At 65.8% G+C, this 22,775-nt stretch carries 23 protein-coding genes and 1 pseudogene; 2 read left to right on the forward strand and 22 right to left on the reverse strand.

What is annotated here, in order from left to right:
* Positions 1-23: 23 nt before the first annotated feature.
* The 16 genes from HDIA_RS08305 to HDIA_RS25655 form a co-directional block, all read right to left on the reverse strand.
* Positions 24-1,763, reverse strand: coding sequence for a relaxase/mobilization nuclease domain-containing protein (locus tag HDIA_RS08305; protein ID WP_099555747.1), 1,740 nt, complete (start codon positions 1,761-1,763; stop codon positions 24-26).
* A gap of 244 nt (positions 1,764-2,007) precedes the next feature.
* Positions 2,008-2,772 (reverse strand): lytic transglycosylase domain-containing protein, encoded by a 765-nt coding sequence (locus HDIA_RS08310; protein WP_099555748.1) that lies wholly within the window; start codon positions 2,770-2,772, stop codon positions 2,008-2,010.
* Positions 2,773-2,775: 3 nt separating this feature from the next.
* Positions 2,776-3,123: a DUF736 domain-containing protein gene (locus tag HDIA_RS08315; RefSeq protein ID WP_099555749.1), complete on the reverse strand. Its 348-nt coding sequence runs from the start codon at positions 3,121-3,123 to the stop codon at positions 2,776-2,778.
* A gap of 45 nt (positions 3,124-3,168) precedes the next feature.
* Entirely contained in the window at positions 3,169-3,714 is a 546-nt protein-coding gene (locus HDIA_RS08320; protein WP_099555750.1) for a S26 family signal peptidase, read from the reverse strand.
* A complete protein-coding gene (locus tag HDIA_RS08325) occupies positions 3,711-4,229 on the reverse strand; it encodes a DUF2840 domain-containing protein (RefSeq protein WP_099555751.1) in 519 nt (172 codons plus the stop codon). The genes HDIA_RS08320 and HDIA_RS08325 overlap by 4 nt, the downstream gene beginning before the upstream one ends.
* Positions 4,229-4,480, reverse strand: coding sequence for a ribbon-helix-helix protein (locus tag HDIA_RS08330; RefSeq protein WP_099555752.1), 252 nt, complete (start codon positions 4,478-4,480; stop codon positions 4,229-4,231). The genes HDIA_RS08325 and HDIA_RS08330 overlap by 1 nt, the downstream gene beginning before the upstream one ends.
* A complete protein-coding gene (parA, locus tag HDIA_RS08335) occupies positions 4,477-5,115 on the reverse strand; it encodes a ParA family partition ATPase (RefSeq protein ID WP_099555753.1) in 639 nt (212 codons plus the stop codon). The genes HDIA_RS08330 and parA overlap by 4 nt, the downstream gene beginning before the upstream one ends.
* Positions 5,116-5,323: 208 nt before the next feature.
* The gene (locus HDIA_RS08340; RefSeq protein WP_099555754.1) at positions 5,324-6,211 is read right to left on the reverse strand and encodes a replication initiator protein A; all 888 of its coding nucleotides are present in this window, start codon (positions 6,209-6,211) and stop codon (positions 5,324-5,326) included.
* Positions 6,212-6,222: 11 nt separating this feature from the next.
* Positions 6,223-6,504, reverse strand: a complete 282-nt coding sequence (locus HDIA_RS08345; protein ID WP_048648556.1) for a helix-turn-helix transcriptional regulator — start codon at positions 6,502-6,504, stop codon at positions 6,223-6,225.
* Positions 6,505-6,630: 126 nt separating this feature from the next.
* Complete coding sequence (locus tag HDIA_RS08350; RefSeq protein ID WP_245884271.1) at positions 6,631-7,176, reverse strand: DUF2285 domain-containing protein; 546 nt, start codon at positions 7,174-7,176, stop codon at positions 6,631-6,633.
* Positions 7,082-7,510, reverse strand: a complete 429-nt coding sequence (locus HDIA_RS25845; protein WP_342748121.1) for a transcriptional regulator domain-containing protein — start codon at positions 7,508-7,510, stop codon at positions 7,082-7,084. Before HDIA_RS25845 ends, HDIA_RS08350 begins: the two co-directional genes overlap by 95 nt.
* Positions 7,511-7,514: 4 nt before the next feature.
* The gene (locus HDIA_RS08355) at positions 7,515-7,778 is read right to left on the reverse strand and encodes a DNA -binding domain-containing protein (protein WP_099555756.1); all 264 of its coding nucleotides are present in this window, start codon (positions 7,776-7,778) and stop codon (positions 7,515-7,517) included.
* Between the two features lie 120 nt (positions 7,779-7,898).
* Entirely contained in the window at positions 7,899-8,141 is a 243-nt protein-coding gene (locus HDIA_RS08360) for a helix-turn-helix domain-containing protein (protein ID WP_099555757.1), read from the reverse strand.
* A gap of 184 nt (positions 8,142-8,325) precedes the next feature.
* A complete protein-coding gene (locus tag HDIA_RS08365) occupies positions 8,326-8,652 on the reverse strand; it encodes a DUF736 domain-containing protein (protein ID WP_099555758.1) in 327 nt (108 codons plus the stop codon).
* 576 nt (positions 8,653-9,228) lie between these two features.
* Positions 9,229-9,669, reverse strand: a complete 441-nt coding sequence (locus tag HDIA_RS08375) for a hypothetical protein (RefSeq protein ID WP_099555759.1) — start codon at positions 9,667-9,669, stop codon at positions 9,229-9,231.
* A gap of 144 nt (positions 9,670-9,813) precedes the next feature.
* Positions 9,814-9,981 (reverse strand): hypothetical protein, encoded by a 168-nt coding sequence (locus tag HDIA_RS25655; RefSeq protein WP_173796204.1) that lies wholly within the window; start codon positions 9,979-9,981, stop codon positions 9,814-9,816.
* Positions 9,982-10,300: 319 nt separating this feature from the next.
* On the opposite strand from HDIA_RS25655, the gene HDIA_RS08380 reads away from it, so the two are divergent.
* A complete protein-coding gene (locus tag HDIA_RS08380; protein WP_099555760.1) occupies positions 10,301-10,861 on the forward strand; it encodes a flavin reductase family protein in 561 nt (186 codons plus the stop codon).
* A 10-nt stretch (positions 10,862-10,871) separates the two neighbouring features.
* Here the strand turns inward: HDIA_RS08380 and HDIA_RS08385 are convergent, their stop codons facing one another.
* From HDIA_RS08385 to HDIA_RS08410, 6 genes and pseudogenes are all read right to left on the reverse strand, one after another.
* On the reverse strand, positions 10,872-11,807 hold the full coding sequence (locus tag HDIA_RS08385) for a DUF2493 domain-containing protein (protein WP_099558777.1): 936 nt from the start codon (positions 11,805-11,807) through the stop codon (positions 10,872-10,874).
* Positions 11,808-12,121: 314 nt separating this feature from the next.
* Positions 12,122-13,168 (reverse strand): DUF7146 domain-containing protein, encoded by a 1,047-nt coding sequence (locus HDIA_RS08390; protein WP_099555761.1) that lies wholly within the window; start codon positions 13,166-13,168, stop codon positions 12,122-12,124.
* Positions 13,168-17,505: a strawberry notch family protein gene (locus tag HDIA_RS08395; protein WP_099555762.1), complete on the reverse strand. Its 4,338-nt coding sequence runs from the start codon at positions 17,503-17,505 to the stop codon at positions 13,168-13,170. The genes HDIA_RS08390 and HDIA_RS08395 overlap by 1 nt, the downstream gene beginning before the upstream one ends.
* 148 nt (positions 17,506-17,653) lie before the next feature.
* Entirely contained in the window at positions 17,654-18,055 is a 402-nt protein-coding gene (locus tag HDIA_RS08400) for a hypothetical protein (RefSeq protein WP_099555763.1), read from the reverse strand.
* A 98-nt stretch (positions 18,056-18,153) separates the two neighbouring features.
* Positions 18,154-20,297 (reverse strand): annotated as a pseudogene (locus HDIA_RS08405) (ParB/RepB/Spo0J family partition protein).
* Positions 20,298-20,472: 175 nt separating this feature from the next.
* Positions 20,473-21,666: a DUF932 domain-containing protein gene (locus tag HDIA_RS08410; RefSeq protein ID WP_099558778.1), complete on the reverse strand. Its 1,194-nt coding sequence runs from the start codon at positions 21,664-21,666 to the stop codon at positions 20,473-20,475.
* Positions 21,667-22,020: 354 nt separating this feature from the next.
* Here HDIA_RS08410 and HDIA_RS08420 point away from each other — a divergent pair, with 354 nt between their 5' ends.
* A complete protein-coding gene (locus tag HDIA_RS08420; RefSeq protein WP_245884206.1) occupies positions 22,021-22,626 on the forward strand; it encodes a type IV toxin-antitoxin system AbiEi family antitoxin domain-containing protein in 606 nt (201 codons plus the stop codon).
* The last annotated feature ends 149 nt before the right edge of the window (positions 22,627-22,775 follow it).

A 22,775-nucleotide genomic window follows, 5' to 3' on the forward strand; every position in this document is an offset into this window, starting at 1 on the left:
CGGGCATTCCTTTCTTGGTTGGGCTACATGCCGAGGCCGCGGTTGCGGCCAAAGCTCCAGTCGACGCCGCCGGCGCCGCGCGACACGCCGGAGACGTGCTGACCGATCCGGCGTTCGAGGGACGGCGACCAGGGCACGAGCTGGAAGCCGAGGCCGTCGTCGATCATGGCGAAGCGGCCGGAAGCGAGCGCGAAGCGCTGGCGATAGGTGCCCGCCACATACTCGCCCGTCGCGGCCTTGGAGAATTGTCGGCCGGTCTCGGTCGCGAGCTTTTCGCCGAGGGCGTCCACCTCGCGCTGCCGCAGCGTGTCGATTAGTCCCGGCGAGAAGCTGACGCCGCGCGTTTGCCGCTCGGCGAGGCCCTGACCAACGAGATGGTCGGCACGGCGGTCCATCGCCTGGCGCACCTCGGCGCCGAAACCGCCGCCGCCAAGCGCGATGGGATCGCGGGCGATCGCCTGCCGGTCGAGCCAGGTCGCGCCGGTCGCGTTGACTTGCCGTTCGATGTCGAGATCGGAGCGGACGGCGAGCGCGACCCGCCTGCGTCCCTGCGCGTCGTCGAATTTGAGTAGCTCAACGATCGAGCCGGGCGCGCTGTCCCCGGCGGCGTCGAGGTCGGGCAGCTTGATGTGATGGGTGCGTCCATCCGTTCCATCGACCACGGCGTAGGCCGTGCCCTTCAGCTCGTCGTCGAGACCGCGATCGACCAGCCTGCCGACGACGGGATCGTCGAGGCTTTCGCCGGCCAGTACATAGCTGGCGGCGCCGCGCTCGATGCCGCGCTCGGTGAGGCCACGATGAATGCGCTTGATGATGTCGCCACGTTCGCCCAGCTCGCGCAGCGTCGCCTCGGCATTCTCGGACACGACCCACTGACTGGGGCCGACCTGATCAGCAAGGCCGAGCGTCTCCAGCTTCCGCAGCCGGCCGACTTTCATCGCGTGGAATTCGTCGGGCTGGCGGTCGGAGTGCGGGGCAAGATCGACGACGCCGGTGCGATAGCTGTCGCGGGCAAGCTGGCGGTCGAGATTGGTCCAGCGTTCCGCGTCGATCTGCCGTTCCAGATTGCGGCGGATCTCGTGATCGGTGCGCGGCCCCAGCTCCTGGGTGACGAGATCCCGTGCGCGGGCGCGCATGCCTTCCTTGATGTAGTCGCGCGAGATGACGAGGTCCTGGCCGTCATCGGTGCGCCCGCGCAGGATGATATGGACGTGCGGATTATCGGTGTTCCAGTGATCGACGCCGACCCAGTCGAGCTTGGTGCCGAGGTCCTTCTCCATCTGCCCCATCAGGTCGCGGGCATAGGTCCTGAGGTCGGACATCTCGCTCGCATCCTCCGGCGAGACGATGAACCGGAAGTGATGCCGGTCGTCCTGGGTCCGCTCGGCGAAGGCCTTGGGATCGGCGTCTTCGGTCTCCGGCCCGAAGAGCCGGGCCTTCTCTCCATCCCGGGTGACGCCCTCGCGCCGGAGATAGCTGAGGTGGGCGGAGAGCGGCGCGGCCCGAGCGGTGTGCCGGACGACGCGGGTCTTGATCACCGTGTTGCGCGATCGGCTGGTGAGCAGACGATTGGCCTGCACCGTGGCGCGCTGGCCGCGGCCGAACCGCGAGCGGTTGCCCGAGCTGATCTTGCCTGAGCGCGAGACGCTGCCGCCGGCGCGCTGGGCGGCGGCGAGCGCCTGGGCGATGAAGGGCCGCGCCTGTTGTGCGCGCGTGGATCGGATGCGGCCCGGCCGGATACGGAAATCGTCCTCACCGCTCATGGCCGAGGCTCCGCACATCGCGCAAACGCGCGGAAAACCTTGGCGAAATGGAGGATGCGCAGGCTGCGCCGATCAGGCGCACCTCGCGCCGATGCGCCATAAGCCCCTGAAAACACACGACCGCACCAAGCCGCACCTCGCGCGCTTTTATCTCGCCATCGTTCGGTTGTGCTGCCTGCTCTTCCCGCCTCTGACGCCAAATCCACGCCAGAGCCCGACAATGCCGCATCAAGTGCGAAGCCCCTCATCGCGGCCCCGCACTATCGGTTCGCGCCACGAATAGGCCGTCCGATCGCGGTGCAGGCAGTACCGGATCGCGCGCGGACTCCTGCGCAGATGGTTCAGCCGGATCGACGTCGTGCTGCCGTTGGACTGCACCCGCGCTGCTGTCGACCTGCACGATGAAGAGCGGCGCACGGGTCCAGGCGAGCGGATCGGCCGTCGCCACCGCAACGGGGGCAGAAAGATCGCCGCCGCCGATGATCGGTGCGAGAGCGGCGACATAGGCGCGCGTTTCCGCCGGTAGTTGGCGCCCGGTCGCGTGGTATTCTTCGTAGCGGCCGGGACCGGCATTGTAGGCTGCCAGAAAGCCCGGCGAGCCGTAGCGATCGTGCACCTCGCGCAGATACGCAGCGCCCGCCATGATGTTGTCGCGCGGGTCGTAGGGATCGCCGCCGAGACCATGTCGAGCGCGCAGATCCGCCCATGTGGCGGGCATGATCTGCATCAGGCCCATCGCGCCCTTGGGCGAGATCGCGCGCACATCACCGCGGCTCTCGACGCGCATGACCGCTCGAATCCACGCCTCCGGGATGCCGAACCGGCGCGCGGCGTCGGCGATATGGCCGGCATAGGGATCGCTGGGTGATGCGCGCTCTATCGGCGCGTTCTGGGCTGAGGCCGGAACGGCCAGCGGCAAGGCGATGAACGGGCCGGAAAGGAGAAGGAAGGCTGTGCGCCGGACGGTGGGAAACCGTCCGACGACAGCGCGAATGCGGCGGGCCGGCATTGCTCAATCCCGCTCGCCGCGCTTGGGCGGGCGGTTCCAGTACAGGCCCCAGGCAGACTTGTCGTCGGCCGACTGGAACAGATTGGCGCGGATCGGCTGCGGAAAGCATGGATCGTCGAGTTGCAGCGCGACGTACTCGCCGGCCTTCTCGCCGGTGCGCTTCCAACCCGCGCCGAGTTCAGCGCGGGGTTCGTTGTTCATGCCATCGAAGACGTGCACGCGGAAATCTGGGGCATTCTCAGCGTCGGACGGCTCGGCCGGAATGATGATGATGTCCTGGTGCAGCAGCAGTGTTTCCAAGTGTCCGATGAAGCCGGACTCGTCGCGTGTGAATTGACCGATCAGGGACATGATTTTCTCCTTGGGATCGCGGTGAGATTGGGAATGGGCACGCCGTCACCGCGTCGGCGCGCGCCAGACGAAGCGGCGATCGCCGTCCTCGTCGGTGTAGAGGGGGATGGCCCGGCCGATCACGGCGGAGGCGGGAAGCGGGCCGAAGTAACGGCCGTCGAGGCTGTCGCGGACTTCCCAGTTCATCAGAAACAGCTCGCCCTCGGCGACGACGCGGCAGCCCTGCCAGACGGGCAGCGGATTGCCGCGGCGATCGCGCTCCAGCGCATCGCCCATCGGCACGGCGTCGACGGTGATGGCGAGCCCAGTCCGGCAAACCCGCTGGCCAGGAAGCGCAACGACGTGCTTCATCAGCGGCACGCCGCGCGGCAGATAACCGCCCTCGGCAAGGAAGCTGGCGAGCGGCTCGGGCGCCCGCACGGCGACCAGATTGGTGACTTCCGGGGACGGGTCTGGCGTGATGGCGTAGAGGCCGATTGGCGTGCTGGCCGACGCATTCCAGATCAGCTTCGGCGCGAAGGACACGAGCGACAGGATGCCGAGCAACGACACCGCGGCGGTCGTGGTGATGGCGTAGCCGAGCCGGGTCATGCGCCCATCCTCCGCGCCAGGAGGAAGGCGCGGTGGCGCTGCATCGTGTAGGCGCGCGGCGTCTCGCCGGCGGTCAGGCGATTGTGAACGTGCCGCCAGTGATCGGGCGCAACGTCGACTGGATCGATGCCGATCGCCTCGATCGCGTCAATGCGCTGGAGCATGCGCTCCACCTTCGGCCAGCCATCGACGCGCAGCAGGATGTCGCCGCCAGGCGTCACGGTCGGGATCGTCTGGCAGGGTTCGCCGGCGCCGACCGCGCGCAGGATGTCGAGGCGCGAGAGCACGGTGCCGTGCTCGTTCGCGGCCCAGCGCACCAGCGCGAAGGTCGCGTCGGGAGGAAAGAACAGGATGCGGCGGCGGCGGTCGAGGACCTGTTCCCGCACCTCGCGGCCGAAGCGGATCCAGTGTTCGATCTGCTTCTCGATCCAGACCAGTTCGACCTGGGTGAGATCTTCCAGCGGCGCGTGAGGGGCGCGGCCGGCGCGCGCGGATGCGGCGGCAAGGCCGGGCATTAGGCGTCTCCTTGGGCTGGTGGGAATTCGCGCTCGAACAGCGCGCGCAGCATGTCGGCGACGGTCAGGCCGCGCTGGAAGGCCGCGATCTTGATCCGGCCGCGCATGTCCGCGGTCACGTCAATGGTTAGCCTGGCCGAGAAGTCGTCGGCGGGCTGAGATCGCTGCGTCTGGCGATCGGTCGCTTTGATCCAGCTCTCCGGATCGCCAGGCCGGGATGCGAAGCCGCGCTTGGGGGATCGTTCGCTCATGCGCCGATCCTCGCGACTTCGGCCGCGAGCGCGGCGATCTCGCGCGCGCCCGGACAATCCTCGTCCTGCTCGGCGGCGATCCGACCGGTCTGCACGACATCAGCAAAGACGATGCGCTGGCCGATTGTCGTCGCGAGCAATGGCGGGTCGTGATCCGCGAGTGTCTCTGCGGTTTCGCGGGCGAGCACGGTGCGCGCCGCGCAGCGGTTCAGCACGAAGCGAGCGGCAAGCTCTGGGCGGTAGATGCGCGCTTCGCGCAGCAGCGCCAGCATCTCGGCCGACGCCCATCCATCGAGCGGCGACGGCTGCACCGGGATCAGCACGAGGTCAGCGGCGAGCAGCGCCGAGCGCATGAGGCTGGCGACACGTGGCGGCCCATCGATGACGACATGGTCGGCGTCACGCGCCAGCTCCGGCGCTTCGCGATGCAGGGTGTCGCGCGCCAGGCCGACCACACCGAAGAGCCGCTGCAGTCCCTCCCGACTGCGTTGCTGCGACCAGTCCAGCGCCGAGCCCTGGGGATCGGCGTCGATCAACGTGACGCGCTGCCCATGCCGAGCCCATTCGCCAGCAAGATGCAGCGCCAGCGTCGTCTTGCCGACGCCGCCCTTCTGGTTGAGGAGCGCGACGATCATGACGGTCTCCCGGCTATCGGGGTCTCGTCCACACGGCGCGAAAAAGCGGGTTCCGTTAGAAAGATTCCGAAGGAATCTAGGTTAGATAAGTTACGGGGCTCGCAAGCTGCTGATTCAGCGCGAGGAATCGGCGATTCCGGTCCCTGATAGCACGAGAGTCCGGTCCCCGATGGCACGACAGTGCCGGTCCCTGATAGCACGACACTATTCACAGCTTATCCCCAGGGCGAGTTGGCGAACGGCGACGGCGGCGCGGGATGCCGAGCGCGTCGGGATCGGTGGGTGCGAAGGACAGGATTTCGGGACCGCCGAGGCATTGCTCGATGGTGAGCCGGTAGCCCGGCAACGGCTGGCGGCGGGCGATGTCGCGCAGGTCGTAGGCGAAGTGCTTGAGCGGCGAGAGGCTGCCGGACTTGGCGTGAAGGTGGGGGAAGTCGAAGCTCCAGCCGAACTCTTGGCGACCGCCGTGCTTTCGGACCAGGCGGTAGAGCCAGCGCTCCAGACCGCCGGTGAGATCGAAGTATTTGCGGTCGATCGTCAGCACGAGCGCGTCGTCGAGGACGGCGCCATAAAACCAGTCCGGGAGGATCAGTTCGAGGCCGAGCGGACGGCCGCGGTGATCAGCGCGCTCCTTCCATTCGTTGATCCAGGAGAAGCGGTGCATCCGTCGCTCGGTCGGCTGGCGGATCGATGTTGCGATTGTGGTCGATTGTAGCCGGTCGAGCGCGGCCTTGAGGCGGTCGTAGTCGCGAAGCGATACGCCGCGGCCGATGAAGTTCAGGATTTCGTAGGGCGTCGTCGCCATCAGGCGCGAGGGGCGCAAGCCGACATCGCGCGCTTCGACGATCTGCGAGGCGGCCCAGATGAGGACGTCCGCGTCCCAGATCGTCGCCATGCCATGCTCGGGAACGGCTTCGACGCGGATTTTCACTGAGCCAGCCTTGAAGTCGATCGGCGCCAGACGCTTCGACTTGGCGAGCGAAAAGAACGGGTAGGCCATGAGGTCCTGCGCATCGCGGGGCGCGAGATCGCCGGGCAGCGCCCGGAACAGATCGAGTTGGGCACGCTCATCGTAATGGGTGTGGCGGGACGACATGGCCGGTCGTCTCAGCGCGGGAAGCGTCCGCCGGCGGCGGTCGAGGCTGTTTGGCGCTTGGCCGGTAAAACAGTGCCGCCGCGCGGATCCGACGTGGAGGTGACGAGACCGCGATCCGCCCAGGCCTGAAGGTCGTCGACGGAATAGACGACACGGCCGCCGAGCTTGCGGTAGATCGGACCGGTCCCGTAGGTCCGATGCTTCTCAAGGGTGCGTTCGGAAAGGCCGAGGAAGCGAGCCGCCTCCTGCGTTCTCAGGTAGCGTGGCGGTAAATTGGCGGCTCTTTCGGCCATGATCGCACCTCCGTGGTCTCGCGGGTGGCCGCTTCGAATAAGCGGCGGGTTGCGAGCACGGTGGCGCGGAGACGGCGCCTCGGACGATGTCGAAGTAAGATGCTAAAATCGACACGCGAGCGGGTATCAGCGATCCCGTCGTGGGCGGCGCAGCAATGTCCGATAGCCGCCGCGAACGAGCTTCATGCCGTCGCGGGCGAGACGGATGGTGATCTCCCGGATCGGGTCGCCGACCCAGGATGCTGCGTCAATCTTGTGCTGGGGGAAGAGATGCTCGGCGACGGTGCGGTAGATGGCGCCGCTCTCGCGCGCGTCGATGGCGCGCAGCATCTGGCGGGCGCGCTGACGTCTTTGCGGCGTCAGGCGTGGATCGGGCGGCACGCGCTTGCCGAACATCGCGTGCCAGAGCCGTTCGACCGCGGTCAGTCGGTCGGGCGTCAGCTCATCGAATATGATGAACGCGCCAAGGGGGCGGGCATCATCGACGTTGAACAGGGCCACGTCGTGGGGCTCGCCGCGCAGTACGAGCCGGATCAGACCAGGATCATGCTCGATGGTGGCGTGGGCGTGCAGATCCTCAACGCTGAGGCGGAGATCTCCCGCCGGGTTCGCTCCGACGGTGAACGGGAGTGTCGCGGGATCGGTTTGCGGGGTCCAGAAGATCGGTTGGATGAGCGCCGAGTTGCGAGGGTCGGCGACGAAATCGCAAGCCCCATTGATCGGCGAACTCGCCCGCGACATACTCGGTCAACCGCCCGACCGCTACCAGTTCCTGATAGGATTTTCTGTATTCAGGGTTACGACGCAGGAACTCCCAGGCGAGATCGCCGGGGGTCAACTTGTCGATATAGTCATAGGCGGCTTCGGACCGCCAGCTTTCATCCTCGGACATTCTCCACCGCCTCCGCGCAAGGTTGTGCAACGCGAGTTTTGCAGTGGATACGATTCCGGGTTGAGCGGAGCGCGGGAAGAACGAAGTGGCCGCAACGTGATGCGGTTTACGCATCACCTCAGTGCAGACGGCCCTGGAGAAGCTGGCAAAAGCCGCTCTTCGTCATCCATTTCGCGCGATCGAGATGGCTGGTGTAGATGCGCTGAGCGCGCTCCGGTTCGGCCTTGGCATCGAGGCCGAAGAGGACTTCGACGACTTCACGCCAGTCGGCTTTTTCAGCGTCGGCATCCAGCAGCCGGACGTACAGCTTCAGATGCGCCTCGTCATAGGCGGTCAATGCCGCCCCCGACGGCGGCTGATCGAGAAAATCGTCTTTGGTCACAACATCCCCCGATCGCGAGATGTATCCAAACTGGAGGATATTGTTAACCGTGATTTGATCGGAATGAGGACGCAAGGCCTTGACGCGGGAAGAGGGGGCAACGCCGCGACCTGTCGAACGTCAGGTTTCCTTCTTCGCATCAACGAGCAGCACTCCCTTGCCCTGATCGGAGTTCAGGAAGACGATGCCGGCGCGTTCGAAAGCCCGTCTCACCTCATCGCGCGTGCTCTCGAAGACCTCGAGTCCACTGGGGGATTCGAGGCGCTTGAGCGCGGTCAATGAGACCCGGGCCTTGTCAGCGAGCGTCTCCTGTGTCCAACCCAGCAACGCGCGTGCGGCCCGAAATTGTCGGGCGGTGATCATACATGATCACCTCCCACACGGACCTACGCGTACGCCAAGACTACGACTATAATAGTCGTTCTTGGCAGTGCATTCCAGTCGGAAGTACATAGTTGGCCTCTGTCAGACCGCAAAAGTCGACAACTGATTCGGTCGCCTCAAAGCCGAAGGCCCCGGCCTTCCGGCCGGGGCCTCGCGCGGCGCCTCAGTCGCCCCGGCGCCCGTTGGGACGGGACCAGATGAGCGAGAGGGTCTCGCCTTCCTCGTCGTCGAAGAGATTAGCGTAGATCGGGGCGTTGAAGCTGGGATCGTCGAGCTTCAGGCCCAGATAGGCGCGCCCTTCGTTGGAGGTCTTGGACCAGGCGGCGCCGATCTCGGCGCGGCCCACGAAGACGCGGTGGCTCGGGGCGTTCACACCCGTAGCGCGGGCCTCGGGGACGATGCGGACATTCTTGGTCTGGACGCTGAGGGTGACGATTTCGCCGGTGAACTCGTTGTTGCCGGTCTTCTTGAAGGTGCCGATGGTCGCCATGGTCGTTCTCCTTGAACTCTGTTCCGAGTCCGCACCATTGCGGCCTCGATGGCGATCGAGAGGCCGGAGGCGATTGACGGCGCACCCCGCAGGGGCCTGACAGCAAAGGAGGAGCTTTCTTGCTTCGCGAGGAATGACGGCGCAGCCGGCAGGGGAAGAAAGTTTCGACGCCGCTGTTGCGGCATAGGCGATCGAGGCGCAGCCGACCTTCGGCCAGATCAGCCCATTGAAGAGGCCGTTTTGGAGCGGTCGACATGACAGAGACGCATCACAGGAGAACGTGGCGACCATACCGACCGATGGACCGTAGCGACGTCTGACACCGCGGGCCAAACCAGCTCCGCCAGACGCTACGTTCCGCCGATTCCTGCCCGTCGCCCACGAGATCGCCCCCTCCCGGCACTCGCACCGTTTGCGCGCTGTCACGGTATTGCCACCGGCGCCGTCACCGATGGCATGGCGCGTCAGTTGGGTTAACCGTCGATCCGGTCAGCGCGATTGCAAACGAGCCTGGCGACGAGGAAGGCGCGACCGCTAAGACATCAATTGACCATCCCGCCGCCGCCGGCACCGATGTCAGGTTCGCACAATGGCCTGCCCAGTTGGCCCGGGCGTGGCCATGGCTGTCACCCGGATCAGCGCCGTGACGCCAACGGCGATTGCGCCGATAACTGAGAAGATGAGCTGCCAGGTGTCGGAGGGCATGGTGTGTTTCACGATGCCATGCGTCGCGTGGTAGCCGGCAAGCGCCGCGGGCGCGACGAAGGCGAGTGCGATCGCGAGCCGTATCCAGAGCGGTCGGATGAAGGCGAGCAGGAACTGCCCCAGGCCGAGTGTGAGTGCGGCAGCGACAAGGCCGACGAGGATTGCGCCGAGCCAGCCGGCGCCGGTCTGATAGGCCCATGCCCCGACGCTGACGCCGGCGAAGAACGGCAGCGCGAAGACAGCCAGCGTGAACAGCAACCAGCAGAGAATGCCAATCGCCGCGATGCTGGAGAGGATGCCGATGAAGATCATGGTGGTGTTCTCCGTGAGATAAAGGTCTGACGGTTGCGCCTCCACCACCACCACGGCGCGTTGATAGTATAGGCGAAGAGAAGGCAGGGCGGGAGCGGAAATCCCGTAGGACTTCCGCTTGCGGCTCGGTCGCCTTGCCCGCGGTCAGCGGGCGAAGGGATCGATCTCGTGAACGATGGCGGCGAGTTCGCCGTCATATTCGCCGGTGGGCATGACGCCCATGGTGCCGTCGCCGGCCTGGAAGATGACGATGGAGACCATGAGGGTGGTGGCGAGGCTGAAGGCGAAGGCGTGAGCTTGATTGAGGGACATGTGACCGGCTCCTGTCTTGGAGGCGGGAGACCATCTCCCGCGCGACAGGCGCCCGATGTGTCCGGCCGATGGCCGCAATCACCGCTCAGGCGAAGCAGGAGCGGCGGCATGCTCGCATAGCCGACCCTTTACGGGTTGATGGCGTCAGGCCAGCGGCTGGACCAAGGATTAGCGCAATGGAAGCGGGAGATGGTTTTCCGCCATGACCGGGGCCACGATGGACACGCCCGTTCAATGCTTTCGCGCTAAAGCAACGCTGCGATGCTGCCGAGATGGGCCGGTATGGTCATGCAAAGCGCAACAGCCGAAGAGGACGCCCGTGCCGAAGTTGCCTAAGAAGACCGACTTCCCCGTCAGCCAGGTGCGGCGCTATCTGGAACCCGGCCCGATCGTGCTGGTGTCGTCGAAGTGGCAGGGCGCGACCAACATCATGACGCTCGGCTGGCACACGATCCTTGAATTCTCGCCGTCTCTGGTCGGCCTGATGATCTCCGGCGGCAATCACAGTCACCGCATGATCCGCGAGAGCCGGGAGTGCGTCGTCAACCTACCGACGACGGCGCTGACCGATACCGTGGTCGGGATCGGCAACACGTCAGGAGCCGAAATCGACAAGTTCGACAAATTCAATCTCACGGCGGAAGACGCGAGCAAGGTCGATGCGCCGCTGATCGGCGAATGCCATGCCAGCTTCGAATGCCGCCTTCACGACGATGCCCTGGTCAACAAATACAATTTCTTCATCTTCGAGGTGGTGAAGGCGCATGTCGCCGCGTCGCCGAAGCATCCCGAGACGTTGCACTACACCGGCGACGGCGTGTTCGTGGTGTCCGGCAAGATCATCAGCCGTAGATCGCTGTTCCGACCTGAAATGCTGTGAGAGGCGGTGCTCACGCGCCACCTCCTTTCTGGCGAAAATCGAACAGCGGGATGCCGAGCTTCTTCGCCTTGTCGGCGAGATTGTCCTGAATGCCGGTGCCGGGGAAGACGATCACCCCGATCGGCAGGACGTCGAGCATCTGATCGTTGCGCTTGAACGGCGCGGCCTTGGCATGTTTCGTCCAGTCGGGGGCGAAGCCTACCTGTGGCACTTTGCGGGTGTCGGCCCATTTGGCGGCGATCTTCTCGGCGCCCTTCGGCGACTTGCCATGCAACAGCACCATGTCGGGGTGCTTGGCGTGGACCTGATCGAGCTTGGCCCAGATCAGGCGGTGATCGTTGAAATCGAGCCCGCCGGTGAAGGCGATCTTCGGACCGGCGGGGAGCAGCACCTCGTTGTCGGCCCGCTTCCTGGCGGCGAGGAAGTCCCGGCTGTCGATCATCGCCGAGGTCAGGTTGCGGTGGTTGATCATCGATCCGCTGCGCGGTCGCCAGTTCGATCCGGTGTGGCGCTCATAGTGTTCGGCGGCTTGGTCGCGCATCAGCTCGAAAGCGTTGCGGCGTTCGATCAAGGTCTGGCCCTCGGCTGTCAGGCGCTCCAACTCTACAGCCTTCACTTCGCTGCCGTCCTGTTCGCGCTGGCCGCGGCGCTGCGCCTGTTCATTGTCGTCCAGCTCGCGCTCGATCCGGACGGTAGCCCGGTGGAAGAGGTTGACGGTCGACCAGAGGAGATCGTCGAGGTCGGGCTCTAGGCGGGTGTCCTCAAGGGTGGCGATCAGGGCGTCGAAGATGTCGGCGATGGCGCCGGCGACGTGGTCGCCCTCCGGAAGCGGTCGGGGATCGGGTTCATCCGTGAAGGGACGGTAGCCGTAAAGCTGGAGTTCGCTGAGGACGTGGTCCGTGGGAGAAGAGGAGTGGTGCGGTTCGTAGTCATCATGCTCGCTCATGGGATGCTCCGTCGGTTCGACCGCGACCCTCGCGGCCTTCATGGCGACGAAAGCCGGCGGGCGGGCCGGACCTGCATCCGCAGTGAAGCGGAGGGCCGGAGCACAGCGGAGGATGACGAAGGCGGGCTATTTTGCCTCGCGATGGAAAGCGGCTCTCGGCCGCGCCGGAAAATAGTCCGCCGCAGGCATTGCGGGTCCGGGCCGTTTGCTGGCCGATCGCCCTCTCGAAGGCCGGGGCGCGGTTCTCCCCAACCTCAAGATCATCCGCGCGATGCCGACGACGGCGCTACCCGCCGCCTACACCTCATCTCGGCCTATGCCGCCAACGCCATGAAGCGTGCGACGTCCTGCGGCGCGATCTGCACCCGTGCCGCTGTCCGGAGGCTATCCAGGCCTGCCAGGCGGAGATCCTCGTTGAAGTCGCCTAGGTTCGGGGACACCACGACCGCCTCGATCCCGGCCGCGTTCGCCCGTTCGATCAGGGTCGCCATCGCACCGTCGCCGGCCGGATCATTGTCGCGGGCGATGTAGAGCCGGCGTAGCGTGTCGGGGAACAGGATGGCTGAGAGATGTGCCGCCGAGAGCGCCGCCGCCATCGGCATGGAGGGCAGTGCCATTCTGAGCGACAATATCGTCTCGATACCTTCACCCGCCGCCATCACCTCGCCCGCCACACCGAAGCGAACGGCATGGCCCAGGAGGTCGCCCATCGCTCGTCTCGGCGTGTCGATCGGAGCCTTGTCCGAGCCGTCCGGTGCGAGCCAGGTTCGGTGCGCGCCGGTCTGATGTCCGGCGAGATCGGTGACCGATGCGATCATTGCTGGCCAGGTCTCGGTCGGGGAGTGCTCGTCAGGCCGGTAGTAGCAGCGGGGGTGGAAGCGGAGGCTTCCGGTTCCGTGCAAATCCGTAATGCCGCGTGTGCGGAGATACGCCTTTACGAGTGTGCCCGAAATCGGCTGCGCCATAGCAAAGAGCCGCCGTGCCGCTTCCGGTGATCCTGATGGCGCCGGTGACTGGCGCTCGCCGTCATATCGACGGTCCGGTTCGGGATGCGGCATCGACAGGAAGGTGCGTGCCTCATCGGCGACGTCCTTGAAGTCGATCAGGCCGCAGCTCTCGCGGATGACATCAAGGAGGTCGCCATGCTCGCCGGTGGCGGCGTCGGTCCATTTACCGACCGCGCCCTTGCCGGTTTCGCCGCCCTTCAATCGAACGAACATCGAGCGGCCCGGCGTATTGCGCACATCGCCGACCAGCCAATAGCGCCCCTCGCGATGGCCGGCAGCCAGGTAATGGCGGCACACCGCCTCGGCGTGTCGGCCGAGACGGATCGCCAGCTCAGAAGCGTCGTGCCGTGCCATCACACCGCCTCCCGCTCGCCGATGCGTTCGACCGGGTGGCGCTCCAGCACCTTGGCGAGGATCGCCGCCCCGGTCGTATCGGTCGGCACGAACATCCGCAGCTTCCACGAGATGATCTCGTGGAACAGGCCATAGGTCCGCAGGCGATCGCGCATGGCGTCGGTGAAGCCTGACAGCTCGATGCGGTTGGCGCCCATCACTCGGACGCGGCGAAGCTGGAGACCCTCGGTCAGATCGAGGATGGTCTTGCCGTCCATCAGCGCCATGAACGCGTCGTCGGGCGTCAGGGTTGACGTGTTGGTCGCGAGCGCGCCAGCCACCCAAGCCGGGGAGACGCGGCGGCCGACGATGCGCTCGCCGTCATCTGTCTGGAGTCGATAGACCCGTGTCGACTCGTTGGGCAGCCGTTTCCAGATCGGCAGCAAGAGCCCGCTAACGACTTGGATGGTGCTGTCGGCATATTCCGGTACCTCAGCCGCCTCGGCATCCCATGCCGCTGTGAAGGCGATCCGCTCCGCCTGCACCCAATGGGTCTCGTCCATCACCTTGATGGGAATGTTATGCGCCTCCATCGGTCGGATCAGCCGCACGCGCCGTTCGATCTCGCCATCGTCCAGCATGATGCTGGTGGTTGGTATCTGCACGGCGGCGCGGCCCGAACGCTCGTTGATCAGCAGTTTCGCGCCCGGGTCGTCGAGATGATCAAGCGCCTCGGCCAGCGTCACGGGACGGTTGCGCTGGCGCTGGGTGATGGTCAGCAGCCGGGCCTCGGCTCCGGTGCCGGGATGAACGTGGATGGTCCGTCGATCCGTGACGATGAAGCTCTCGGCCTGCAGCGTCTCCAGCCCGACATCATAGCTGCCGGAAGCAATGGCGCCTTCGATCTTGGCGTTCAGCAGCCGCTCGAACGCCGCGAACAGGACGCCCTGAAGGTCGATGGTCAGCGCCAGCAACCTGTTCAGGAAGGTGGTGATCGGCGGCAGTTCGTCCTTGATGCCGGTGGAATCCATCAGCGAGAGGCCGGTGGCGTCCTCGAACATCTGGAGCGAGCAGCCGTCGACCTTGCCGCGCACCAGCAGCAGGTAGAGCTGCCGCAGGGCGTCGCGGGCGTAGTGCGATTCCAGATTATCCTCGGGCCGGAACAGACCCTGGCCACCGGTCTGGCGCTGGCCGCGTGTGATCGCGCCGAGGGTGTCGAGCCGGCGGGCGATGGTCGACAGGAAGCGCTTTTCGGCCTTCACGTCGGTCGAGATCGGCCGGAACAGCGGGGGCTGCGACTGGTTGGTCCGGTTGGTGCGGCCCAGGCCCTGAATGGCGGCGTCGGCCTTCCACCCAGGCTCCAGCAGATAGTGGACGCGCAGCCGCTGGTTCCGCGCCGACAGATCGGCGTGGTAGCTCCGCCCGGTGCCGCCGGCGTCGGAGAAGATCAGGATGCGCTTCTGATCATCCATGAAGGCTTGCGTCTCGGCCAGATTGGCCGAAGCGGCACGGTTCTCCACGGCAAGGCGGTCGATGCCGCCGGGGCTGGTCTTGCGGACGATGCGGCGCGAGCGCCCTGTCACCTCCGCCACGACATCGGTGCCGAAGCGCTGGACGATCTGATCGAGCGCGCCGGGAACCGGCGGCAGCGAAGCGAGCCGCTCGATCAGCCGGTCACGACAGGCAACGGCGTCGCGGCTCTCGACCGGCTGGCCGTCGCGAAACACCGGTCGCGACGACAGGTTGCCCTCGCTGTCGGTGAAGGGCTCATAGAGCTGCACCGGGAAGGAATGGGCGAGATAATCCAGAACGTATTCGCGCGGGGTGATGTCCACTCGGACGTCATCCCATTCCTCGGTGGGGATTTCCGCGAGACGGCGCTCCATCAGGGCCTCCCCGGTCGACACGATCTGGATCACGGCGGCATGGCCGTCGGCCAGGTCCTGCTCGATCGACCGGATCAGGGTCGGCGTCTTCATGCTGGTGAGGAGATGACCAAAGAAGCGCTGCTTGGCGGACTCGAAGGCCGAGCTGGCGGCGGACTTGGCCTGCCGGTTCAGCGTGCCCCCGCTGCCATCAGGGCCGCCGGTGATGTTGGCGGCCTGCATTGCGGCGTCGAGATTGTTATGAATGACGGCGAATGCCCCGGCATAGGCGTCATAGATGCCTGTCTGCTCAGGCGTAAGCTGGTGCTCGACCAGTTCGTATTCGACGCCGTCATAGGAAAGCGACCGCGCGGTGTAGAGGCCGAGTGAGCGCAGGTCGCGGGCCAGCACCTCCATCGCCGCCACGCCGCCGCCCTCGATCGCCTCGACGAATTCGGCGCGGGTCGAGAACGGGAAGTCCTCGCCGCCCCAGAGGCCGAGGCGCTGGGCATAGGCGAGATTGTGGACCGTGGTGGCGCCGGTCGCCGAGACATAGACGATGCGCGCATTAGGCAAGGCGTGCTGGAGCCGGAGACCAGCACGGCCCTGCTGCGAGGCGGCGACGTCGCCGCGTTCGCCCTTGCCGCCAGCGGCGTTCTGCATGGCATGGCTCTCGTCGAAAATGATCACTCCGTCGAAGTCGGAGCCCAACCATTCGACGATCTGCTTGACGCGGGAAAGCTTCTCGCCGCGGTCGTCGGACCGTAGCGTGGCATAGGTGGTGAATAGGACGGCTTCCGAGAGCGTGATGTCCTTACCCTGCGGGAAACGCGACAGCGGCGTGACCAGCAGCCGCTCCATGCCGAGCGCCGACCAGTCGCGTTGCGCATCCTCCAGCAGTTTGTCGGATTTGGAGATCCACACCGCCTTGCGGCGGCCCCGCATCCAGTTGTCGAGGATGATGCCGGCCGACTGGCGACCCTTGCCCGCGCCGGTGCCGTCGCCAAGCATGAAGCCCCGGCGGAAGCGCACGGCGTTCGGCGCATCGTCGGGCGCGGCCGAGATGACGTCGAAAGTCTCGTCGAGCGTCCACGACCCGGCGAGGAAGTCGGAGTGCGCCTCGCCGGCGTAGATGATGGTTTCGAGCTGGGCGTCCGAGAGAAGCCCTTCGGTAACGATGTTGGCGGGCAGCCGGGGCCGGTAGCTCGGCCTGGGCGGCGCGACCGAGGCCATCGCCACGGATTGCACCAGCTTGGTCGGGTGGGCCTGAGCACCGGGAATACGGATCGCCTGCAATCCGTATTCTTCATAGATCGCGTCGGTGATCCGGCCGTTTTCGGCGGGCGTCCAGTCCACGGGTTCATAGGCGAGTTCGACGCCTTCCGGCTCGATGAACGCGGGCGTGGCGGGCGCGGCAGTGGTGCGGGCGAGGTATCCGCGAACGGTGCGGGGCGACGCGGCGGACGCCGAGGTTGTCACTGGCGGGAGGGTGGCAGTCGGACGCGGCGGAACCTGCGTCTCAATCCAGCCGAGCAGCGTTTCGATGTCCGGCGCGATGCCGGGCGAAGCGGGAAACGCCGCCCGATCGTCGGCCGGCAGCTTGTCAATGACCGTCAGCCTCGTGTCGATGGTCGTGCCGTGCTTGGCATAAACTGAGCCATCGACGGCCGCGGTGAAGACGATGCGGCCACGCTCCTGAAGCCGGACGAAGGCCGCTGCCCAAGCCGGATGCTCGGGGCTGAAGTTGGCACCGGTAATCGCTACCAGCCGCCCGCCACCGGCAAGCCGGGCCAGCGCTGAAGCGATGTGGTGGTAGGCGGCGTCGGCCACCCGGCCGGAGACGTTAGCCATCGCGGAGAACGGCGGGTTCATCAGCACCACTGACGGGGTGGCACCCAGCGCGAGATGATCGTCGATCTGGGCCGCGTCGAAGCGGGTGACGGCAATGGCCGGAAACAGCGCAGCGAGCAGATCGGCTCGGGTCTCGGCCAGTTCGTTGAGGAGGAGCGTTCCGCCTGAAATCTCGGCCAGGACGGCGAGCAGGCCGGTGCCAGCCGAGGGCTCCAGCACGATGTCGCCAGCGGCAATGGAGGCGGCCACCACTGCGGCGAGGCCGAGCGGCGCCGGCGTCGAGAACTGCTGGAGCGCCTGCGATTCTTCCGAGCGCCGCGTATGCGTCGGCAGGAGCCCGGCGATCTTCCCAAGAGCGGAAAGACGTGCAGCCGGAGATGCGGCCTTACGAAAAAGTGCCTTTCCGTATTTGCGCAGGAAGAGGACTGTCGCGACCTCGCAGGCCTCATAGGCCGCCTTCCAGTCCCAGGCGCCGCTGGTGTCGGATGCGCGGAAGGCCGCTTCCATCGCTGCACGGAGGAGCGCGGCGTCGATGCGCTGGCCGCGTTCGAGATAATCGAGAAGCTGCTGCGCCACGGCGAGGATCGGGGACGCACGGGTGACGGGCGCGGCCGGAAGGGCCACGGGAGACAGAATGTTCATGGGGGGACCTCGGGAGAGCGGAAGGGACAAGCCCGGCGGCGCTCTCTCTCGACCGCCCGGACTCGATCCGTCCCGGCCGTCCTCTCCCTCTCGTCCGCTGACATGAAAAAAGCGCCCGACCGTGAGGCCGGGCGCGCATGGTCGGGAATCATCGCACACCGCCCTCAGCTAGCCACCGGCCGGTGCTGATCCACTCGATCGTGCGGCCGGTGGAGAGATCGAGCAGATGGGCGCCGCCGGAGAAACCGTCAACGACGGGTTCTGAGGCGACGCCGGCCCACTGAAAGCCCCATGTGCCGGTGAGCGCGAATGTCTCCGCGCAGCGGGTGACGAAGGTTATCAGTAATTGCGGATCGGCGGTTCCGGGGTCGCGAAGCCAGAGGCGTGTCGCGCCGTGTTCGGGCGTGAGCGAGAGCAGGAACGGCTCGGCGGGCGGGTCCTCGCGACCGTTTTCGGCCATCAGCGCGGTGTAAATGTCGAAGGCCCGCGCGACATTGGTGACCGTGCCGACGTCGAGCAGGCAGGAGAAGCGGGTGAGATATTCGGCCATGTCAGGCTCCTGAAACGAAAAGAGCCCGGCGCTGGGCCGGGCTCTGAGTGGATGAGATTGGAAGTTGCGGAGCGGCCGAAGCCGCCCCGCGAGCCCGCTCATTCGGCGGCGACGAGGTGACGTTCGTCGTCCTCGCCATCGGCCGGCGATTCCGAGTCGTCGTCGGTGCTGAGAAAGTCGGGCAATTCGGATCCCTCGGCTTCTTCGCCACCACCCGCGTCCGATGCCGGATCGCCGTCAACGCCGGCAAGCCGAAGCGGCTCGGGCAGCCAGCCGCTGTCGGCCAGGAGACGCGCGGCCTCTTTGGCCATATCGCCCTTCTTCAGATGGTCGATAAGCTCTGCCGCCCGTTCGCCAGCGCCTTCCCGGACGGCTTCGAGGATGCGCGGCTTGGTGACACGGCTGAGGTAATTGCCGAAGGTCGGGCGCCACCCGGCTTCGACGATGTCGAGCCCGGTCGCCCGCGTCAGGCGGTCGGCCTGCGCGAGCCTCATGTCGAGCGTGTGCTGCGACACGCCGCCCGCGCTGTGCGGGTTCGGCCGCTCATAAAGCGCGTTCACGCCATAGCTGACGCAGTGTGCCAGCAGCGCCATGCGGCTGGCGTCGTCGAGCCCGGCGAGCCAGTGCCAGAGGGCGTCGTCGTCCTTCGGGATGTCGGCGGCCCATGCATCGTGACGCTCCTGCACGGCCCGCGCGGAGGGGCTGTCCTTCAGCGCCTCGTCCTGAACGGGGAAGAAGATGTGCTTCACCCCCGCTTCCATGGCGCCCGTGTACATGCGGGTCATGAAGTTGTCCGAGACCAGCTTGTGGAGAAGCGCCGTCATGGCGATGTGCGGATTTTCCGCCACGGCATTGCGCAACGCGAGGGTGCGGTAGGCGGTCAGCTCGACGACGAGGCGTTCGGGCAGCGGCTTGATCCCGTCGTCCTCATCGTCGTCATCGGGCTCGGCAGGTTGGCCGCCGATGGTGATGACGGCGCGTTGCGCCGACGGGCGATTGGCGTCGACGGATTCGGTGTCCGTCTCCGATCCTTCCTCACCATCGGTCCGGACCTGAGGCACATCCTCGGGCCGGACGAAGCCGCGATCGACCGAAAGCGATCCGTTGGCGTCGATGCTGACGAAGACGCCGGCGATGGCGATGTCGGCCGGGTCGAAGTGCTCGGGCCGGTCTTCGAAGGCTGCCAGAGCCGTCTCGATTTCGCCGAGACGCTCGTCGATCTCATCGGGCAGTTCGTCGGCGTCCTGATATTCCGCTTCGAGCCTGACCTGCTCGGCGGTGAGCCCTCGATGGTCGCCTGTTCCTCAGTCGACAGATCGACCGGCGTGCCGGAGACCTCGTGAAGACCACGCACGGCGTCGTAGGGGAAGCTGACCGCGACCTCAATCCACTTCCAGCCTTCAGTGGCGATCGCCTCGGCCTCGGCCTTCAGCTTCTCGGCGACGAGGCGATCGAGAAGCCCGACGTCCTGCAGCCAACCGCCATCGTCGGCCTGGAACAGGTCGCGCATGACCACGCCGCCAGCCGCCTCGTAGGCTTCGATGCCGAGGAAGACAGCACGCTTGTCGGAGGCGCGCACCGTGGCCTCGGTCAGCATGCGCCGGATCTGATAGGGTTCCTTTGACCAGGCGTCCTTGATCGCGTCCCAGACCTGGGTCTGACGCTCGTGATCTTCGGAGACGGTGAAGGCCATGAGCTGCTCCAGCGTCATGCTGTCGTCGGCATAGACGTCGTGCAGCGCGGGCGACACGGTTGCGAGGCGCAGCCGCTGCTTGACCACGTTGACGGGTACGAAGAACGCCGCGGCGATCTCCTCCTCGGTCATGCCCTTGGTCAGCATGTCGTGGAAGGCGCGGAACTGATCGAGCGGATGGAGCGGCGCGCGCTCGATATTCTCGGCCAGCGACACTTCCTCCGGGAGGATGGCGCCGCCGCGATCGCGGACCACGCAGGGGACGGGCGCGACCTTGGCGAGACGCTTCTGCTTCACCAGCAGTTCGAGTGCGCGGAAGCGGCGGCCGCCGGCGGGCACCTCGAACATGCCGGTCTCAACGCCTTCGGCGTCAACGACGGGGAAGACGCTGAGGCTCTGGATCAGGCCGCGCCGGGCGATCGAGGCCGCGAGGTCTTCGATCGAGACGCCGGCCTTCACGCGCCGGACGTTGGACTGGCTGAGCACCAGCTTGTTGAAGGGAATGTCGCGCGAGGACGACAGGATGATCTTCTGAACGGCAGTAGCCATCGGGATTTACTCCGCGACGGGCGGCCGAGAGACTCTCTCTCAACCTCCAACCCGTCACGAAGCGAAGCGCCGCCCTCTTCCTCTAAAGGGGGCAGCGCCACGAACCGGCAAACCTGAAAGGTTCGGAAGCGCAAAGCCGGAGACGCGGAAAACCGCGTCCCCGGCTTTGCGGAAATCAGGCGGCTTGATCGAGCAGCTTCTTGGCCTTGCCCTCCATATCGAGGCGGGCGTCCTGATGGGGCTTGTCGCGTGCGACGGCGGTGATGCCCTGAACGAAATCGAAGATGCTCTCGGGAGGGCGGCCTTCCTCGGCCAGCACCCTGTCGATGATCTTGCCGGTCTCGGCCTTGGAGAGGCCGCGCCGACGCAGGAAGTCGGTGCGGTCTTCGTCCGTTCTCGCGACGATCCGTTCGCGGGCCGCCCTGATGCCGTTGACGAATGGCAAGGGCGAGGAGTTCGCAAAGTTCAGTAGCGCCGGGGCCGCCTCGTGCGCGAAGCGATTGGCGGCATATTTGGAGTGGCGGATGGTGATTTCCTCGAAATCCTCCACGCCCCACAAATTGCGATTCTGGCAGACCGCGCGCAGATAGAAGCTCGCCATGCCGAGCGTCTTGGCGCCGACCTCGGAATTCCAGCAATAGAAGCCCCGGAAATAGAGGTCGGGCGATCCGTCCGGCAGTCGGCCGGCCTCGATCGGGTTCAGGTCGTCGACCAGGAACAGGAAGACGTCCCGGTCGGAGGCATAGAGCGTGGTCGTGTCCTTGGTAATGTCCACGCGCGGATTGTAGATCCCGGTCGACCAGTCGAGCACGCCCGGCACCTTCCAGCGGGTGTCGCCCGTGCCGTTGCCGGCAATGCGCTGCACCGCCTCGATCAGTTCGTGATCGTAGATGCGGCCATAGTCCGGGCCAGTGACGGCGCGCAGTTCGACACGGCCAGTATCGGTTTCGAGCGTCTTGATCTGCTCGGCCCGATTGGAGGTCAGGCCGTATTGCAGGTTGATGGCGGCAAGTGCGGCTGGGAGCTGCCTGAGATAGGCGGCGGGAGCGCCGACCAGGCTGGCGAGTTGTCCGAAGGACCAGTGTGTCGGCGCGACTGCCGCATCCGTGCCCGGCAGGATGAGGGCCAACCGCGCCGAATCGTTGCGGTTCGCCTCGACATGGATGAGCGCGCTCTCCACCACCCGCGTCCGGCTGCGTTCGGTGCGGTCGCGGACCGTGTGGGCCAACTCGGACAAGGAAAGGTAGCGCTCGTCGGCCGGACGCGAGAACCACTCTGACGAGACGCGGCCGACCCGCTCGCCACGGCCGACATCGACCTTGTAACCGCCGCTGGTGTCACGGCGCGCATTGAGGACCTGCATATTCATGGGACCAATCTCCATGACGGGCGTCAGAGACCTCTTCTCCGACCTTCAACCCGTCACGGGAAACAAGTCCACTCTCTCACTCTCAGCGGGGTGTTGCGGGGCAGCCGCCTCGCAGAAGGGGTCGGTCGAGACCAAAGGCTCGGACGCAGGGGAAGGCTTTCCCCTCCCGGTGCGGATGTACAAGGTGACCCGGTGAGCAGTCGTCGCTGTTGGCTCAGGGGTCCGTTTGAGGCGAACGCGTGTCGTAGAGCGGCAGCCTCTTCTACCTGGCACCTTTCCTCGCCATGCGAAAAATGATACAAATCCTCGGATAGTAAGTCCTATGTTCCGAGTATCCGTATCGTGCCATCATCCATGTCCCAACGCCAGATTGCCCATACCGTGCTGACCGCGCGCGGCATTTCGCGCCTGGCAGAGCTGCGCGAGGCGGGCGTAACAGCCGCCACCATGAGCCGCATGGAACGCGACGGCGAGGTGCTTCGGCTCGCGCGAGGACTTTATCAGCTTTCCGACGCGCCCCTCGACGTTCACCATAGTCTCGCAGAGACGGCCAAACGGATTCCCAAGGGCGTCGTTTGCCTCGTTTCGGCCCTGGCTTTTCATGGTCTGACGGATCAGCTCCCAAGGCAGGTTTGGCTCGCCGTGGGTCAGAAGGACTGGTCCCCGAAACCCGAAGGCACGCCCATTCGGCTGGTACGTTTCACAGACCGTCTGCTGACGGAGGGTGTTGAAACCCATCCTGTCGAGGGGGTAACCGTGAAGGTCTTCGGCGTCGCAAAGACGATCGCCGATTGCTTCCGGTATCGGAACAAGATTGGCCTGTCCGTGGCGATCGAAGGCCTTCAGGAAGCACTGCGCCAGCGCAAGACGACGCCGGGCGAGATTGCCAGGCAGGCTGAGCGAGGAACGGTCGCCACGGTCGTTCGGCCCTATCTCGAGGCACTGACCGCCAATGGCTAAGGAGATCGAGAATATCGGCTCCTCAGTTTGCGCCCCGCCTGTCGCAGATTGCCAAAACGAGGTGATGGTGGACCGGGCGGGCGCGGACTAGAATTCTTGACCTTGGAGCTAATTAGTCATATATGATCTGTTAATAGCGACAATCTATC

Origin of the sequence: Hartmannibacter diazotrophicus, assembly GCF_900231165.1 — a bacterium.
In the GTDB taxonomy this organism is placed as follows: domain Bacteria; phylum Pseudomonadota; class Alphaproteobacteria; order Rhizobiales; family Pleomorphomonadaceae; genus Hartmannibacter; species Hartmannibacter diazotrophicus.

Excerpts from the sequence above, each read along its gene's own strand:
- HDIA_RS08305 (WP_099555747.1), bottom strand. The coding sequence starts at position 1,763 with ATGAGCGGTGAGGACGATTTCCGTATCCGGCCGGGCCGCATCCGATCC.
- HDIA_RS08310 (WP_099555748.1), bottom strand. The coding sequence starts at position 2,772 with ATGCCGGCCCGCCGCATTCGCGCTGTCGTCGGACGGTTTCCCACCGTC.
- HDIA_RS08315 (WP_099555749.1), bottom strand. The coding sequence starts at position 3,123 with ATGTCCCTGATCGGTCAATTCACACGCGACGAGTCCGGCTTCATCGGA.
- HDIA_RS08320 (WP_099555750.1), bottom strand. The coding sequence starts at position 3,714 with ATGACCCGGCTCGGCTACGCCATCACCACGACCGCCGCGGTGTCGTTG.
- HDIA_RS08325 (WP_099555751.1), bottom strand. The coding sequence starts at position 4,229 with ATGCCCGGCCTTGCCGCCGCATCCGCGCGCGCCGGCCGCGCCCCTCAC.
- HDIA_RS08330 (WP_099555752.1), bottom strand. The coding sequence starts at position 4,480 with ATGAGCGAACGATCCCCCAAGCGCGGCTTCGCATCCCGGCCTGGCGAT.
- parA (WP_099555753.1), bottom strand. The coding sequence starts at position 5,115 with ATGATCGTCGCGCTCCTCAACCAGAAGGGCGGCGTCGGCAAGACGACG.
- HDIA_RS08340 (WP_099555754.1), bottom strand. The coding sequence starts at position 6,211 with ATGTCGTCCCGCCACACCCATTACGATGAGCGTGCCCAACTCGATCTG.
- HDIA_RS08345 (WP_048648556.1), bottom strand. The coding sequence starts at position 6,504 with ATGGCCGAAAGAGCCGCCAATTTACCGCCACGCTACCTGAGAACGCAG.
- HDIA_RS25845 (WP_342748121.1), bottom strand. The coding sequence starts at position 7,510 with ATGCGTAAACCGCATCACGTTGCGGCCACTTCGTTCTTCCCGCGCTCC.
- HDIA_RS08360 (WP_099555757.1), bottom strand. The coding sequence starts at position 8,141 with ATGATCACCGCCCGACAATTTCGGGCCGCACGCGCGTTGCTGGGTTGG.
- HDIA_RS08365 (WP_099555758.1), bottom strand. The coding sequence starts at position 8,652 with ATGGCGACCATCGGCACCTTCAAGAAGACCGGCAACAACGAGTTCACC.
- HDIA_RS08375 (WP_099555759.1), bottom strand. The coding sequence starts at position 9,669 with ATGATCTTCATCGGCATCCTCTCCAGCATCGCGGCGATTGGCATTCTC.
- HDIA_RS25655 (WP_173796204.1), bottom strand. The coding sequence starts at position 9,981 with ATGTCCCTCAATCAAGCTCACGCCTTCGCCTTCAGCCTCGCCACCACC.
- HDIA_RS08385 (WP_099558777.1), bottom strand. The coding sequence starts at position 11,807 with ATGAGCGAGCATGATGACTACGAACCGCACCACTCCTCTTCTCCCACG.
- HDIA_RS08390 (WP_099555761.1), bottom strand. The coding sequence starts at position 13,168 with ATGGCACGGCACGACGCTTCTGAGCTGGCGATCCGTCTCGGCCGACAC.
- HDIA_RS08395 (WP_099555762.1), bottom strand. The coding sequence starts at position 17,505 with ATGAACATTCTGTCTCCCGTGGCCCTTCCGGCCGCGCCCGTCACCCGT.
- HDIA_RS08400 (WP_099555763.1), bottom strand. The coding sequence starts at position 18,055 with ATGGCCGAATATCTCACCCGCTTCTCCTGCCTGCTCGACGTCGGCACG.
- HDIA_RS08410 (WP_099558778.1), bottom strand. The coding sequence starts at position 21,666 with ATGAATATGCAGGTCCTCAATGCGCGCCGTGACACCAGCGGCGGTTAC.
- HDIA_RS08420 (WP_245884206.1), top strand. The coding sequence starts at position 22,021 with ATGTCCCAACGCCAGATTGCCCATACCGTGCTGACCGCGCGCGGCATT.